Origin of the sequence: Planococcus wigleyi, assembly GCF_014836985.1 — a bacterium.
Lineage (GTDB): Bacteria > Bacillota > Bacilli > Bacillales_A > Planococcaceae > Planococcus > Planococcus notacanthi.
In genome coordinates this window covers 227,910-243,459 of the sequence record NZ_JACSPU010000004.1, presented here as the reverse complement: position 1 = coordinate 243,459, position 15,550 = coordinate 227,910, and the positions used below count along the sequence as shown (strand labels likewise).

General features: G+C 47.3%; 13 protein-coding genes. 12 read left to right on the top strand and 1 reads right to left on the bottom strand.

Annotation, left to right across the window (positions count from 1 at the left end):
* The first annotated feature begins 64 nt into the window (after positions 1-64).
* The 9 genes from lpdA (at position 65) to H9630_RS12550 (ending at position 11,746) form a co-directional block, all read left to right on the top strand.
* Positions 65-1,492, top strand: coding sequence for a dihydrolipoyl dehydrogenase (gene lpdA / locus H9630_RS12590; protein WP_191715831.1), 1,428 nt, complete (start codon positions 65-67; stop codon positions 1,490-1,492).
* 14 nt (positions 1,493-1,506) lie between these two features.
* The gene (locus tag H9630_RS12585) at positions 1,507-2,511 is read left to right on the top strand and encodes a thiamine pyrophosphate-dependent dehydrogenase E1 component subunit alpha (protein WP_191715830.1); all 1,005 of its coding nucleotides are present in this window, start codon (positions 1,507-1,509) and stop codon (positions 2,509-2,511) included.
* On the top strand, positions 2,511-3,494 hold the full coding sequence (locus tag H9630_RS12580; protein WP_191715829.1) for an alpha-ketoacid dehydrogenase subunit beta: 984 nt from the start codon (positions 2,511-2,513) through the stop codon (positions 3,492-3,494). The genes H9630_RS12585 and H9630_RS12580 overlap by 1 nt, the downstream gene beginning before the upstream one ends.
* A gap of 335 nt (positions 3,495-3,829) precedes the next feature.
* Positions 3,830-5,173: a dihydrolipoamide acetyltransferase family protein gene (locus H9630_RS12575; RefSeq protein WP_191715828.1), complete on the top strand. Its 1,344-nt coding sequence runs from the start codon at positions 3,830-3,832 to the stop codon at positions 5,171-5,173.
* 99 nt (positions 5,174-5,272) lie between these two features.
* Positions 5,273-6,967 carry a methylmalonyl-CoA mutase family protein gene (locus tag H9630_RS12570; protein ID WP_191715827.1) on the top strand — a complete coding sequence of 565 codons (1,695 nt, stop codon included), beginning with the start codon at positions 5,273-5,275 and terminating at the stop codon, positions 6,965-6,967.
* Between the two features lies 1 nt (position 6,968).
* Positions 6,969-9,116, top strand: a complete 2,148-nt coding sequence (scpA, locus tag H9630_RS12565; RefSeq protein WP_191715826.1) for a methylmalonyl-CoA mutase — start codon at positions 6,969-6,971, stop codon at positions 9,114-9,116.
* A complete protein-coding gene (gene meaB / locus H9630_RS12560; RefSeq protein WP_191715825.1) occupies positions 9,116-10,183 on the top strand; it encodes a methylmalonyl Co-A mutase-associated GTPase MeaB in 1,068 nt (355 codons plus the stop codon). Before scpA ends, meaB begins: the two co-directional genes overlap by 1 nt.
* 65 nt (positions 10,184-10,248) lie before the next feature.
* A complete protein-coding gene (locus H9630_RS12555; RefSeq protein ID WP_191715824.1) occupies positions 10,249-10,689 on the top strand; it encodes a BrxA/BrxB family bacilliredoxin in 441 nt (146 codons plus the stop codon).
* Between the two features lie 55 nt (positions 10,690-10,744).
* On the top strand, positions 10,745-11,746 hold the full coding sequence (locus H9630_RS12550) for an aromatic acid exporter family protein (RefSeq protein ID WP_191715823.1): 1,002 nt from the start codon (positions 10,745-10,747) through the stop codon (positions 11,744-11,746).
* A gap of 383 nt (positions 11,747-12,129) precedes the next feature.
* Here the strand turns inward: H9630_RS12550 and prli42 are convergent, their stop codons facing one another.
* The gene (prli42, locus tag H9630_RS12545) at positions 12,130-12,225 is read right to left on the bottom strand and encodes a stressosome-associated protein Prli42 (protein WP_185960040.1); all 96 of its coding nucleotides are present in this window, start codon (positions 12,223-12,225) and stop codon (positions 12,130-12,132) included.
* A gap of 168 nt (positions 12,226-12,393) precedes the next feature.
* Between prli42 and mce the strand changes: the two genes are divergently transcribed.
* From mce to H9630_RS12530, 3 genes are read left to right on the top strand one after another with little or no spacing between them, the layout of a single operon-like run.
* A complete protein-coding gene (gene mce / locus H9630_RS12540) occupies positions 12,394-12,792 on the top strand; it encodes a methylmalonyl-CoA epimerase (RefSeq protein WP_191715822.1) in 399 nt (132 codons plus the stop codon).
* A gap of 18 nt (positions 12,793-12,810) precedes the next feature.
* A complete protein-coding gene (locus tag H9630_RS12535; RefSeq protein WP_191716059.1) occupies positions 12,811-14,352 on the top strand; it encodes an acyl-CoA carboxylase subunit beta in 1,542 nt (513 codons plus the stop codon).
* Between the two features lie 23 nt (positions 14,353-14,375).
* On the top strand, positions 14,376-15,497 hold the full coding sequence (locus H9630_RS12530) for a M20/M25/M40 family metallo-hydrolase (protein WP_191715821.1): 1,122 nt from the start codon (positions 14,376-14,378) through the stop codon (positions 15,495-15,497).
* Positions 15,498-15,550: the final 53 nt, after the last annotated feature.

Below are 15,550 nucleotides of genomic sequence, written 5' to 3'. Positions count from 1 at the left end.
AAAGACTTCAATCAGCAGGAATTGATTTTCCATGGATTGAAGTGGGATAAAGGAGGAAGAAATCATGGCTCAAAATTATGATGTCGTCATTCTAGGCGGCGGGACCGGCGGTTATGTAGCGGCCATTCGGTCGGCACAACTCGGTTTAAAAACAGCGATTGTTGAAAAAGGCGAACTGGGCGGCACATGCTTACATAGAGGCTGCATTCCAAGTAAAGCATTGCTCCGCAGTGCGGAAGTCTATTCAACAACAAAACATCATGCGGCTGACTTTGGTGTTGAAACCGGCGAAGTTTCACTGGATTTCGCACGTGTCCAACAGCGCAAGCAGGGAATTGTCGATCAATTGCATGCAGGCGTACAGGGATTGATGAAAAAAGGGAAAATCGATGTCTATGAAGGCATCGGCAGAATTCTTGGACCATCCATTTTTTCTCCAAACGCGGGTACCATTTCCGTTGAGATGAAAAATGGAGAAGAAAATGAAATGCTGATTCCAAGCAATGTCATCATTGCAACCGGATCACGCCCCCGTACATTGCCTGGGCTGACAATTGATGGCGAATTCGTCATGAGTTCCGACGAAGCTTTGAAAATGGAAAGTCTGCCAAAATCAATCCTGATTGTCGGCGGTGGTGTCATCGGCATCGAATGGGCGTCCATGCTCAATGATTTCGGCGTTGATGTAACCGTTATCGAATATGCAGAACGAATCATCCCGACGGAAGATAAAGATATCTCCAAAGAAATGTTGAAGCTATTGAAGAAAAAAGGCATTAAGTTTGCGACAAGTGCAAAAGTGATGGCGGATACATTGGAAACAGGTGAGAATGGTGTAACGATCCAGGCAGAAATCAATGGCAAGAACGAAAGTTTTTCCGCTGAAAAAATGCTGGTTTCTGTCGGCCGTCAGGCGAATGTCGAAAATATCGGCATCGAAAATACGGATATCATCATTGAAAACGGCTTTATCCAAGTGAAAAAAACTTTCCAAACAAAAGAATCCCATATCTATGCAATCGGTGACGTGATCGGTGGGCTGCAATTGGCGCATGTTGCTTCGCATGAAGGGATCACAGCGATTGAACACATCAAAGGCAACAACCCGCACGCCATCAATTACGATTTGGTTTCACGCTGCATTTATTCCAATCCGGAAGCAGCAAGCGTCGGAATTACGGAAGATCAGGCAAAAGAAAAAGGGCATGACGTCAAAGTCGGCAAGTTTTCTTTCAAAGCGATCGGTAAAGCATTGGTCTACGGCGAATCTGATGGATTTGTCAAAATCATTGCCGACAAAGAAACGAACGATATCCTGGGAGTCCATATGATTGGCCCGCATGTCACAGACATGATTTCTGAAGCAGGGCTGGCCATGGTTCTGGACGCGACCCCGTGGGAAATTGCGGATACGATCCACCCGCACCCGACTCTTTCAGAGGTCATGGGAGAAGCGGCGTTGGCCGTTGACGGAAAAGCAATCCATAGTTGAAGGAGGAAAAAACAATGGCTTCAAAACACGAAGAAATCGGTTTAACAAATGATGATTTATTGAAAATGTACGAAACGATGTTAATGGCACGCCGTGTAGATGAACGCATGTGGCTCTTGAACCGTGCCGGGAAAATTCCTTTTGTGATTTCATGCCAGGGGCAGGAAGCGGCTCAAGTGGGTGCTGCCTTCGCTCTTGACAACTCAAAAGACTATATCGCTCCTTATTACCGTGATATCGGTGTGGTCCTGCATTTTGGCATGACGCCAAAAGATTTGATGCTGTCGGCTTTTGCCAAAGCGGAGGATCCGAATTCAGGTGGACGGCAAATGCCTGGCCATTTTGGGCAGAAGAGCAACCGCATCATTACCGGTTCTTCGCCTGTAACGACTCAATTGCCTCACGCAGTAGGCGTAGCTTTAGCTGGAAAAATGAAGAAAAAAGACTTTATTACGTTCACGACGCTCGGTGAAGGCTCTTCCAACCAAGGTGATTTCCACGAAGGGATGAACTTTGCCGGTGTCCATAAATTGCCGGTCGTCATCATGGTCGAAAACAATAAATATGCGATTTCGGTGCCGGTTGAACGCCAATTGGCGAGCAAGAATGTTTCGGACCGTGCAATCGGTTATGGCATGCCAGGTGTGACGATTGACGGCAATGACCCGATTGAAGTATACAAACATGTCAAAGAGGCTGCCGACCGTGCGCGCCGCGGCGAAGGCCCTAGTTTGGTCGAAACCGTTTCCGAGCGGATGACCGCCCACTCATCAGATGATGACCATCGCCAATACCGCTCAGCAGACGAATTGGCTGCGCAAAAATCGACGGATCCAATCCTGACATTTGGAGCGTACTTGAAAGAGCATGGCATCATGGACGACGAGCTTGAAAAAGACATCAACGACCGAATCATGGTAACAGTCAATGAAGCGACTGATTACGCTGAAAATGCACCTTATGCAGAACCTGAACATGCAATGAAATATGTCTATGCCGAAGAAGGAGGAGACGAATAATGGCTATTATGTCTTATATTGATGCCATCACGCTTGCCATGAAAGAAGAAATGGAACGTGACGAAAACGTCTTTGTTCTTGGAGAAGATGTCGGTAAAAAAGGCGGCGTCTTTAAAGCGACGCAAGGCCTCTACGACCAATTCGGTGAAGACCGCGTCTTGGATACACCGCTTGCGGAATCGGCGATTGCCGGTGTTGGAATTGGCGCAGCAATGTATGGCTTACGGCCGATTGCAGAAATGCAATTTGCGGATTTCATTATGCCGGCTGTCAACCAAATCATTTCTGAAGCATCCCGCATCCGTTACCGTTCGAACAACGACTGGTCATGTCCAATCGTCTTCCGTGCACCTTTTGGCGGAGGGGTACACGGAGCTCTTTACCACTCCCAGTCAGTGGAAGCGATTTTCGCCAACCAGCCTGGATTGAAAATTGTCATTCCTTCCACTCCATATGATGCAAAAGGCCTTTTGAAAGCAGCGATCCGCGACGAAGATCCGGTTATGTTCTTCGAACACAAACGGGCATACCGCTTGATCAAAGGCGAAGTGCCGGAAGAAGACTACACCATTGAAATCGGCAAAGCGGACGTTAAACGCGAAGGCGAAGACATCACTGTCATTACTTACGGCTTAGCAGTTCACTTTGCGCTGCAGGCTGCCGAACGTTTGGCAGAAGACGGCATCTCTGCACATATCCTCGATTTGCGTACGATTTATCCGTTGGACAAAGAAGGCATCATCGAAGCCGCTAAGAAAACCGGCAAAGTGCTATTGGTCACAGAAGACAATAAAGAAGGAAGCATCATCGGAGAAGTAGCGGCAATCATTGCTGAAAACTGCCTATTCGACTTAGACGCTCCAATCAAACGTCTTGCTGGGCCGGATATCCCGGCAATGGCTTATGCGCCAACCATGGAGAAATTCTTCATGATCAACCCGGACAAAGTAGAAAAAGCGATGAGAGAATTAGCTGAGTTTTAAAACGAAAAGCGTAAGTGCCCGCCAACAGAAGCTAACCTAAAAGCGCGACATCGTGTCGCAACGGTTAGCTGACCTGCATCCTGCAGGCCCTCGACAGGCATAAGACAGACCAGCAGTGTGGCGTTCTTTGCCACACAGCTGGGTTGGCTTATGACCCTAGAATCTGGGCACTGAAGCTGGACAATAAGAAAAGCGAAAGCAGCCGTCAGCAGAAGCTAACCTAAGAACGCGACATCGTGTCGCAACGGTTAGCTGACCCGCATCCTGCGGTCCCTCGACGGGCACTGAAGCTCCAATAGAACGATCAAACACCATCAAGTAAAGGAGGAACTCCCTTGGCTATTGAAAACATTAAAATGCCTCAGCTGGGTGAAAGTGTTACAGAAGGCACTATAGAAAAATGGATCGTCCAGCCAGGCGACCATGTGAATAAATACGATCCGCTTGCTGAAGTCAATACAGACAAAGTGACTGCGGAGGTTCCATCTTCGTTTACCGGCACAATCAAGGAATTGATTGCTTCAGAAGGCGAAACTTTAGCGGTAGGCGAAATCGTCTGCACGATTGAAACCGAAGGCGGCGACGCGGCTCCTGTAAAAGAAGCAAAACCTGCCAGCAGCGAGAAAGCGACCGAAATGCCGGCAGCCGGCGCAAAACCGACGGAAAAACTAGAAGGGACGAAAGGATCTTCGCAACCGGTTAAAACTTCAGGGGCGAAAGGGCGCTACTCACCAGCTGTTTTGCGTCTTGCTCAAGACAATGACATCGATTTGTCACAAGTTGAAGGCTCTGGCAACGAAGGGCGCATTACACGCAAAGATTTGATGGCATTGATCGACAGCGGCAATATTCCAAAAGCGGGAGAAGCTCCGGCGGCACAACCTCAGGCTCAGCAGCAGGAACAGCCACCAGCACCTAAGGAAACGCCTGTCCAGGAAGCTCCGAAAGCAGCAGCTGCACCGATTGAAAGTGCTCCGGGAGATATCGAAATCCCAGTAACCGGCGTCCGCCGGGCGATAGCTGCGAATATGCTGAAGAGCAAACACGAAGCACCGCATGCATGGATGATGGTCGAAGTGGATGTCACCAACCTTGTCCAGTACCGCGACTCCATCAAAGGCGAATTCAAGAAAAAAGAAGGCTTCAATATTACTTACTTTGCTTTCTTTGTCAAAGCTGTGTCACAGGCATTGAAAGAATTCCCGATGATGAACTCGATGTGGGCTGGAGACAAAATCATCCAGAAGAAAGACATCAATATTTCCATCGCTGTCGCTTCAGATAGTGCTTTATTCGTACCGGTCATCAAGAATTCTGATGAAAAATCAGTGAAAGGCATCGGCAAAGAAGTTAATGAATTGGCACTTAAAGCACGCTCTGGAAAATTGAAATCCACGGATATGCAGGGCGGTACTTTCACCGTCAACAACACCGGATCGTTCGGTTCTGTTCAGTCTATGGGAATCATTAACCACCCACAGGCAGCTATCATGCAAGTGGAATCGATCGTCAAACGCCCAGTCATTATGGACAACGGCATGATTGCTGCACGCGACATGGTCAATCTTTGTTTGTCACTGGATCATCGTGTACTTGATGGTTTGGTATGCGGCCAATTCCTTGCGCGCGTCAAAGAAATATTGGAGAATATGTCCAAAGAAAATACGTCTGTATATTAAGAAAAGCTGGAGTCTTCGGACTTCCAGCTTTTTTTCCTCTTTAATGTCTGTCGTGAGTCGGGTAAAATGAAACTAGAAAGCCTTTAAGGAGGGAACAGTTTGACAATCGAATCGATGAAAAAGACGAAATTTCCAATCCGTACATATACTGAATGGCAAGAAGCGGCAGTAAAAGCGATTAAAGGCAAGCCGTTTGAAGAAACATTAAAGACCCCCACAATTGAAGATGTAACACTGGAACCTCTTTATACCAAAGACATGCTTGAACAATTAGGCAGCTATATCACAGCTCAAACAGCAGCTGTCCAACAAGGAAAACATCAGCCAAATTGGCTCGTGTCCCAGGAAGTGATGGCGGATTCGGCGGAAGAATATTTGGCCTTGATGAAAGATGATATCCTTCGCGGCAATGAAACTGTTGTCTATAAAGGATTCCGTAAGTTTGACTGGACAGATGCCCAATTGGCTGAATTGGCAGAAATGATTGTCCAATATCCTTTGTACTTTAAACTGACAGGGGACGATAAAGACATTCTGCGTGTTTTCGATTTTGTAACTCCAGAACAATTGCCGAAACTCAAAGGGGTTATTTTCTCTGAAGAACCTGTTGAGGCACCGGCAAGTATTCGTACACAGGTTGTAGACACGATTCCAATCCACCATGCTGGCGGAACCGTGATCCATGAACTTGGAGTCGCACTCAGCATCTTGTCTGAGCGTATGTCAGAAGACAATTTCAAAGAAAGTGCTGAAAATAGCTGGATCCGCTTTGCGGTGGATACACAATTTTTCCAGGAAATCGCTAAATTGCGTGCCTTCCGCGTATTATGGCAAGCCTTCAGTTCTGCATATGGCGAAGAAGCTCCGACAATTCCATTGTTTACGGAAACGTCTGTCCGTTCCTACTCTAAACTGGATCCTTATGTGAACTTGCTGCGTGCAGGAAATTCTACATTTGCATCAGTATTGGGAGGAACCGATGCCCACAGCGTACATCCACATGACTTTTTGACAGAACCGGATCCTTCAAGCCGGCGCATTGCCCGCAATGTCCAATTAGTCATAAAAGAAGAAGCCCATGTGTCGCATGTGATCGACCCAGCAGCAGGCTCTTACTTTATCGAAACGCTGACAAAAGAATACGTTGAGGCAGCATGGAGCTATTTTCTTGAAATTGAAGAAGCTGGCGGCTATTCAGAAGTCATCAAATCAGGCTGGCTGACAGATGACATCCAGGCGAAATGGGTGGAGCGCGAAAAAAATGTGGCTACCCGCAAACAATCGCTGATTGGAACCAATGTCTATGCCAATCCTCAAGAGCCGGTAAAAGATGCGAAAATCGATGATGGCCACCTTGAATACATGACAGCGAAACGTCTGGCGACGCCATTTGAAAATCTACGTGCCCAGAGCAAAGTAACAAGTCTTAAGTCAGCAATCATCCTTATCGAACCATTGAAGAAAATCAAGCCTCAAGTAGATTTCGTTTCCGGCTTTTTAGCAGTTGGCGGAATCGAAGCATTAGTCAGCCCGCATTTGGCTACGGCTGAAGAAGTTAATCAATTTCTAGCTGACGAGAAAATGGACTATGCCATCTTGTGCGGATCAAAAGAAGCTGTATCAGCACTTGTGCCAGGATTGGACAGTCAAGCCAGCATCGATCTTGCAGGCAAATATCCGAAAGAGCAATTAGCAGAATGGGCAACCTATGGCATTAAAGATACCGTGTATTCCGGCAAGCAGATGACCGCGAAACTGGAGAAAATTCTCGCTCTAGGAAAGGAGGCGCTATAAGATGGCTAAACCCGATTTTTCAAAAGTCACACTCGACCAATTAGCTATTGCTTCACAGACAGTTCAGCAGCAAAGCGCCTTTACCACCAATGAAGGCATTGACATCAAACCGACATATACAAAAAAGGACATAGATTTCCTTGAAGAAAGCCTGCCTGGATTTGCACCGAATGTCCGCGGACCTTATCCGACCATGTATGTGTCGCGTCCTTGGACTGTACGCCAATATGCCGGTTTTTCAACAGCGGAAGAAAGTAATGCGTTTTACCGACGCAATTTAGCGATGGGGCAAAAAGGCTTGTCTGTTGCTTTTGACCTTGCGACTCACCGCGGCTATGATTCCGATCACAAACGAGTTGTTGGAGATGTCGGCAAGGCCGGCGTTGCAATAGACAGTGTTGAAGACATGAAAATCCTATTCGATGGCATCCCATTGGATCAAATGTCCGTATCGATGACAATGAACGGCGCCGTAGTGCCGATCATGGCATTCTTTATTGTGGCAGCAGAAGAGCAGGGTGTGTCTCCGGAACAATTGGCCGGAACCATCCAAAATGACATTCTTAAAGAATACATGGTCCGCAATACGTATATTTATCCGCCGGCCATGTCGATGCAGATCATTGCAGATATTTTCAAATATACATCCGACCATATGCCGAAGTTCAACTCCATTTCGATTTCGGGCTATCACATCCAGGAAGCTGGAGCAACCGCCGATCTTGAATTGGCCTATACACTAGCGGACGGGCTTGAATATGTCCGTACCGGGCTTGCAGCAGGCATCGACATCGATCATTTCGCGCCGCGCCTATCCTTCTTCTGGGGCATTGGCATGAACTATTTCATGGAAGTTGCGAAAATGCGTGCCGGCCGTGAGATCTGGGCGAAAATGATGAAAACCTTCGATCCGAAAAACAGCAAAGCTTTGGCATTGCGTACGCACTCCCAAACATCCGGCTGGAGTTTGACGGAACAGGATCCATTTAATAATGTCACCCGTACCTTGATTGAAGCGAATGCAGCAGCTATGGGGCATACACAATCACTGCATACCAATGCGCTCGACGAAGCGATTGCCTTGCCGACTGATTTCTCGGCACGCATCGCCCGCAATACACAATTGTTCCTTCAGGAAGAAACCATGATGACGAATGTCATCGATCCATGGGGCGGCTCTTATTATGTCGAATCGCTGACCAAGGAATTGACGGAAAAAGCTTGGGCATTGATTGAAGAAGTTGAAGAATTGGGCGGTATGGCAAAAGCCATCGAAACCGGCTTGCCGAAAATGCGCATTGAAGAAGCAGCGGCGAAAAAACAGGCACAAATCGATTCCAATGAAGAAGTGATCATCGGGGTTAACCGTTATCGCCTGGACCAGGAAGATCCGATTGATATTTTGAACATCGACAACACGATGGTCCGCAAAACACAGATTGAACGCTTGGAACGCATGAAAGCAGAGCGTGACAGCGATAAAGTGGCAGACGCGCTGGAAGCATTGACAAAAGCGGCACAAAGCGGAGAAGACAATATTTTGGCTTGCGCCGTTGAGGCAGCACGTCACCGTGCCTCATTAGGTGAAATCTCCGATGCCATCGAGAAAGCATCCGGAAGACATAAGGCGGTGATTCGTTCAGTGAGCGGAGTTTACAGTTCGAATTTCTCTAACCAGAAGGAAATGGAAATCGTCAAAGAAATGACGGAAGACTTTATTGAAAACGAAGGACGCCGCCCGCGTATCCTGATTGCCAAAATGGGGCAAGACGGACATGACCGCGGAGCGAAAGTCATAGCAACAGCGTTTGCTGATTTAGGCTTTGATGTGGATATCGGGCCATTGTTCCAAACGCCGGCTGAAACTGCACAACAGGCAGCAGAAAATGACGTCCACGTTATCGGCGTAAGTTCGCTGGCAGCTGGGCATATGACATTGGTTCCGGATCTGAAAGCGGAACTGGCGAAAATTGGCCGCGAAGACATTCTGATTGTGGTTGGTGGAGTTATACCGGCACAGGATTATGAATTCCTTCGCAATAATGGGGCCAGCGCAATTTTCGGTCCGGGGACAGTGATTCCGGTAGCGGCACAGAAAGTCATCGAAGAGATTTACGTGCGACTTGGTTACGAGGAAGTGGCAGACTGATGAGCCGCAAGAAAAATTCCAGGCATGTGATGGAGGGTGTTCAAGCTGCACATGACGGCATGAAAGCCTTGCCTCGGAAAAAGTTCAAGAAACCGGCTGATGCAACCATGGATATCCAGGCTATTGCGGCTGGAGTCCGGAGTGGTTCGCGTCTGTACTTGGGCAAAGCGATCACTTTGCTGGAAAGTTCGAGTGCCGAACATAAGAAAAATGGCCAGGAACTGCTCAACCAATTGCTGCCATTCACCGGCAATAGTATCCGCATCGGCATCACCGGTGTTCCCGGTGCCGGGAAAAGCACCTTCATAGAAACGTTTGGTGAAATGCTGACTGGGCTTGGGCATCGGGTCGCCGTTTTGGCGATCGATCCGAGTTCGTCGCTTACCGGCGGCAGCATTCTTGGAGACAAGACGCGGATGGAACAATTGGCTCGAAATCCCAAAGCATTCATCCGCCCTTCCCCTACAGCAGGAACACTTGGCGGTGTCCATAAAAAGACCCGCGAAACGATGTTGTTATGCGAGGCTGCAGGATACGATGTCATCTTGGTGGAGACGGTTGGGGTTGGACAAAGCGAAACACTGGTCCGTGGAATGGTCGACATGTTCCTGTTGTTGGTGTTGACGGGTGCCGGAGACGAATTGCAGGGCATGAAAAAAGGCATCCTGGAGTTGGCGGATGCCATCATTGTCCACAAAGCGGATGGGGAAAACGCCCAGTTGGCGAAAAAGACCGTTTCAGAATACAAACAGATGATGCATTTCCTGCAACCGGCCACGGACAGTTGGAAAACGCGTTCGCTTGCGGCGTCCTCTGTGGAAGAAACGGGAATTCCCGAAGTCTGGAAAATGGTCAAGGAGTTCGAAGATACGGTGAAAGTCAGCGGCTACTGGAAAAAACGCCGTCAGGAACAGACCAAGGACTGGTTCCGCTCGATGATCACGGATGAACTGCATAGCCGTTTTTTCGATCACGCAGAACGACGCCAATTGGTCAAAACATTGGAAACGCAGGTGTTGAACGACGAATTGACCGTGGCACAGGCAATTATGCAACTGTTTGAGTAAGCTTTTTTGCAAGTGGGATAAACACCTGCTATGATAAAAGAAGCGACAATAAGGAGTGATATTTGATGAGCATGGATTTTAATTTTCTGATGAACGATATAGCTACACAAGCCCGCCAGGAATTGATTGATGGTGGATACACACAGCTTGAAACACCTGAAGCGGTGAATGAAGCATTTTCTCAAAAAGGCACAAGCCTTGTCATGGTCAACTCTGTATGTGGATGTGCAGGCGGCATCGCCCGTCCAGCAGCCTTGCATTCGATTCATTACGACAAACGCCCGGATAACCTGTATACGGTTTTCGCTGGTCAAGACAAAGAAGCGACAGCTCAGGCACGTGCGATTTTCGGGGACGATCACTTGCCATCATCTCCCTCTTTCGTGTTCATGAAAGATGGAAAAATGGTTGATGAAATTGGCCGCCATGAAATTGAAGGCCATGACCCAATGTCTGTCATTACGCATATCCAAGCCATTTTCGAACAGCATTGCGATGAAGTTTAAGAAGGAATGCCTCTTTTAGGGGCATTTTTTTCATGCCGAAATTTGGAGGGGGAAGATGAAGCTGAATTTGAGGTCTTATTCAATTGGCTACCGCACGATGAAGACTGCTTTAGGTGTGGCAATCGCTATAACCATGGCACAATGGCTGCAGTTGGATTATTATGTATCTGCCGGCATCCTGACCATCCTCTGCATACAACCGACCAAAAAGAAATCGATACGGGCCGCTTTTTCCCGATTTATTGCGAGCATTATCGGGATTGCCTACGCTTTCATCTTTTTTGAAGGCATCGCCTATCATCCGGTCATGCTCGGCATTCTGATTGTGCTCTTTATTCCTTTATTGGTGACATTGCGGTTTCAGGACGGCTTTGTCTCGAGTTCAGTCATTTTGCTGCATTTATATGATGCAAAAAATTTGAATTTTGATTTGCTGACCAATGAGTTGATTTTGATGCTGGTTGGTTTCGGTACAGCATTGGTGGTCAATATGTACATGCCGAGCATTGAGAAGAAACTGGATAATTACCGGCACGAAATTGAAAATTTATACGCTTCCATTTTCCGTGAAATCGTCATTTATTTGCGGGAAGGTGAATCTGGTTGGAGCGGCAAAGAATTGATGGATGCCAGGAAATTGCTGGAGAAGGCGAAAGCGCTGGCTTACCAGGATGTCGAGAATCACATCACCCGACATGAAAATAAATACTATCATTATTTTGAAATGCGGGAGCAGCAGTTGGAAATCATCGAGCGTATCTTGCCGAAAATCACCGCACTGCCTGTGATTGTAGACCAAACAGACCTGGTCGCGGATTTCCTGGAAGATTTGGCGGAACACGTCCACTCCGGCAATACAGCATACCGCTATATTTCGAAGCTGGACATCGTGAAAGAAAATTTTGCCAAGCTGCCATTGCCGGACAGCCATAAGAAATTTTTGGCCATGGCCGAACTATATCAAGTCATTCAGGAAATGGAAAAGTATTTGGAAATCAAGCAGTCATATAAAGGCTTTCATACAAGAAAAGCGGAAGCAGCTGTCAGTAGAAGCTAACCTAAGAACGCGACTTCCTGTCGCAACGGTTAGCTGACCCGCATCCTGCGGGCCTCCGACAAGCGCTGGAAGCCTTACCGGTAATGGCGTTCTTTGCCATTGCTGGTAAGGCTGAAGCGACTCGAGTGGCTGGCTGCTGGAGCTGGACAATAAGAAAAGCTGAGGTGCCCGTGTAGCTCTGCAGGGCATAAGACGGACCGGCGAAGCGGCGCTTTTTGCCGCACAGCCGGGTTGGCTTATGACCCAAAGAGCTGGCTGCTGGAGCTGGACAATATGAAAAGCGGAAGCAGCCGTTTAGATCTGTTTGCTGGAGCAGGATTGATACATTTTCAACCATAAAAGACAGCTGGAGCAAAAAGCTCCAGCTGTCTTTTATCACTCTATTAAATTACAAAGCTCAATCCCATCAATAAACTGGATAACAGCATGATGGCAATCATCGCGTAGACGATAAACTTACGGAAAGCTGCGTTTCTCATTAATAATAAACTCCTTTATCAATCAAATCTTTGAATGAATCATACCATATTTCCCAACATATTTGAAGAGAGGCAGATATAGAATTCACAATATTCGCTAAGAGCCTAGAGTTTTTGGCTCTGTATCTGTACAATAAGAGAGAAGCTAAAAAAGGAAGTGAAAAAAGGATGAAGAAAGTAGACCATATTGGAATCGCTGTACGGGATCTGAATGCTGTCCTCCCTTATTATACGGACACACTTGGGCTTCCGCTTATGAAGATCGAAGAAGTTGAGTCGCAGAAAGTGCGGGTTGCATTCATCGATGCCGGCAATGTCAAATTGGAATTGTTGGAAGCGATGGATGATCAGAGCGCCATTTACAAATTTTTAGAAAAAAAAGGTGAAGGCATTCACCATATCGCTTTTGGTGTCGAAAACATCGAACAGCGTATGGAAGAATTGCGCGACAAGGGCGTCCGCCTTTTGAGCGACAAGCCGAACCCTGGAGCTGGCGGAGCCATGGTGGCATTTTTGCATCCGAAATCATCGAATGGAGTATTATACGAACTTTGTGAAAAAGAGTGATTGGGAGTGATTGGCGAAATGGACATTTACGAAAGAATCAATGAATTGTATGACCGCAAGCGTGAAATTGAGCTTGGCGGAGGCGAAGAACGTATAGACAAACAGCATCAAAAAGGCAAATTGACAGCACGTGAACGTATTGATTTATTGCTTGATGAAGGCACATTCGTTGAATTGAGTCCTTTTGTTGAGCACCGCACAACAGATTTCGGTATGGCTAAAGGGCCTGGCGAAGGAGTTGTCACTGGTTACGGTAAAGTAAACGGCCGGCCAATCTATTTATTCTCACAGGATTTCACGGTTTTTGGTGGAGCACTTGGAGAAATGCATGCAAAGAAAATCGCCAATGTAATGGATTTGGCAGCACGCAATGGCGCACCGTTTATCGGATTGAATGATTCAGGCGGAGCACGGATTCAAGAAGGCGTCTTGTCACTTGATGGCTATGGCCAAATTTTCTACCGCAACTCGATTTATTCTGGCGTCATTCCTCAAATTTCTGTCATTATGGGACCATCTGCCGGCGGTGCAGTATATTCGCCTGCAATCACTGATTTTGTTTTCATGGTTGATAAAACCAGCCAAATGTTCATCACAGGACCGAAAGTCATTGAAACGGTTACGGGTGAAAAAATCTCCTCTGAGGATCTTGGAGGATCGAGAGTACATACTGCAATTAGCGGAAACGCTCATTTCCGTGGCGATTCAGAACAGAAAGTACTGGAAATGGTACGCCAACTGATCAGCTATCTGCCACAGAACAATACGGAAATGCCGCCTCGCCTGGAAGGTGGAGAAGAAGACGATTACCGTCCCGACTTGGCTGACGTCGTTCCTTATGAAGCGATCCGTCCTTACGATGTACGGAAAGTGGTTGAGCAGGTGGTCGACAAGGACAGCTTTATGGAAGTGCAGCCTGAATTTGCGCGCAACATCGTGATCGGCTTAGCACGCATCAAAGGCGAAACGGTCGGCTTGATCTGTAACCAGCCGAAAGTGATGGCTGGCGGACTTGATATCGATTCATCCGATAAAGCAGCACGCTTTATCCGTTTCTGTGACTCGTTCAATATTCCATTGATCACTTTTGAAGATGTTACTGGATTCTTCCCAGGCATCAAACAGGAACACGGCGGCATCATTCGCCACGGAGCGAAAATTCTTTATGCTTACTCGGAAGCGACTGTGCCTAAAATGACGGTGATTTTGAGAAAAGCTTATGGAGGCGCTTATGTGGCGTTGAACTCCAAATCGATCGGTGCCGACTTGGTTTACTCATGGCCGAATGCTGAAATCGCGGTTATGGGGCCGAATGGCGCTGCGAATATCATTTTTGCACGTGAAATCGCTGCAAGCGATAACCCGGAAGAAACACGCGCAGCAAAAATTGAGGAATACCGCGTGAAATTCGCCAATCCTTATGTTGCTGCAGCACGTGGAATGGTCGATGATGTCATCGATCCACGCGAAACACGCATCAAACTGATCCAGGCATTGGAAATGATGCGCAATAAAAAAGATACACGTCCAGCTAAAAAACACGGCAATATGCCGCTTTAAGAGAAATAGAAGAGGTGCTAGAAATGAACAATGAAAGACTGATGAACGAGTTTCTGGAATTGCTGCAAATCGATTCAGAAACCAAACACGAAGGCGAAATCGCTGCCATTTTGCAGACCAAACTTGAAGCGATGGGTTTCCATGTAGCAGTAGATGAATCAGCGGCAGTGACGGGGCATGGCGCAGGCAATATCATTGCAACTTTGCGCGGCACGTTAAGCCAGGTTCCTGCTATCTACTTTACGGTCCATATGGACACGGTGACTCCTGGAGTCGGCGTCAAACCTGAAATCCGTGATGGCTATGTCTACTCGGATGGAACGACCATTCTGGGGGCTGACGACAAAGCCGGCATTGCCGCTTTGTTTGAAATGATCCGCACTCTTCAAGAACAGCAAATCGACCATGGGGATATTCAATTGGTGATTACAGCTGGAGAAGAAAGCGGATTGGTCGGCGCCAAGGAATTGGATTCATCTCTATTGATCGCCAAATACGGTTATGCCGTGGACAGCGATGGCAAAGTGGGCGGTATTGTAACAGCTGCTCCGAACCAGGCAAAATTATGGACGACCATCCATGGCAAAACGGCCCATGCCGGCGTTGCACCTGAAAAAGGCATTTCTGCCATTACAATTGCAGCCAAAGCCATTGCTAAAATGACGCTTGGGCGCATCGACGAAGAAACAACGGCCAATATCGGACGATTCGAAGGCGGACAAGCCACCAATATTGTTTGCGATGAAGTGAATATTTTATCGGAGGCACGTTCGATCAGCGAAGATAAATTGGCGGCACAGACTATCCATATGGAATCCGTTTTTGAACAGACGGCTGAACTATTGGGTGGACGTGCTGAAACGGAAGTTAAGCTGATGTATCCGGGCTTCCATTTTGATGACATGGATCCGGTCGTAGAGATTGCCCAGAAAGCAGCCGCGAAAATCGGTCGTCCTTCTCCGATTCTCACAAGCGGAGGCGGAAGTGATGCCAATATCTTCAATGGTTTTGGCATCCCGACCGTCAACCTATGTGTCGGATATGAAGAAATCCATACGAAAAACGAACGCATGCCGATTGAAGAGCTTGAGAAATTGGCTGAACTGTTGGTTGAAATTGTCAAAGAATCAACATCAATCGAATAAAGAGCGCCTTCAAAAAAGAGAGAACAGGATGTATGTTCTCTCTTTTTTTGATA

What these genes read in the sequence shown, in the direction of transcription:
- lpdA (WP_191715831.1), top strand. Translation starts at nt 65, where the DNA reads ATGGCTCAAAATTATGATGTCGTCATTCTAGGCGGCGGGACCGGCGGT.
- H9630_RS12555 (WP_191715824.1), top strand. Translation starts at nt 10,249, where the DNA reads ATGAGCATGGATTTTAATTTTCTGATGAACGATATAGCTACACAAGCC.
- scpA (WP_191715826.1), top strand. Translation starts at nt 6,969, where the DNA reads ATGGCTAAACCCGATTTTTCAAAAGTCACACTCGACCAATTAGCTATT.
- meaB (WP_191715825.1), top strand. Translation starts at nt 9,116, where the DNA reads ATGAGCCGCAAGAAAAATTCCAGGCATGTGATGGAGGGTGTTCAAGCT.
- H9630_RS12535 (WP_191716059.1), top strand. Translation starts at nt 12,811, where the DNA reads ATGGACATTTACGAAAGAATCAATGAATTGTATGACCGCAAGCGTGAA.
- H9630_RS12530 (WP_191715821.1), top strand. Translation starts at nt 14,376, where the DNA reads ATGAACAATGAAAGACTGATGAACGAGTTTCTGGAATTGCTGCAAATC.
- prli42 (WP_185960040.1), bottom strand. Translation starts at nt 12,225, where the DNA reads ATGAGAAACGCAGCTTTCCGTAAGTTTATCGTCTACGCGATGATTGCC.
- mce (WP_191715822.1), top strand. Translation starts at nt 12,394, where the DNA reads ATGAAGAAAGTAGACCATATTGGAATCGCTGTACGGGATCTGAATGCT.
- H9630_RS12580 (WP_191715829.1), top strand. Translation starts at nt 2,511, where the DNA reads ATGGCTATTATGTCTTATATTGATGCCATCACGCTTGCCATGAAAGAA.
- H9630_RS12550 (WP_191715823.1), top strand. Translation starts at nt 10,745, where the DNA reads ATGAAGCTGAATTTGAGGTCTTATTCAATTGGCTACCGCACGATGAAG.
- H9630_RS12585 (WP_191715830.1), top strand. Translation starts at nt 1,507, where the DNA reads ATGGCTTCAAAACACGAAGAAATCGGTTTAACAAATGATGATTTATTG.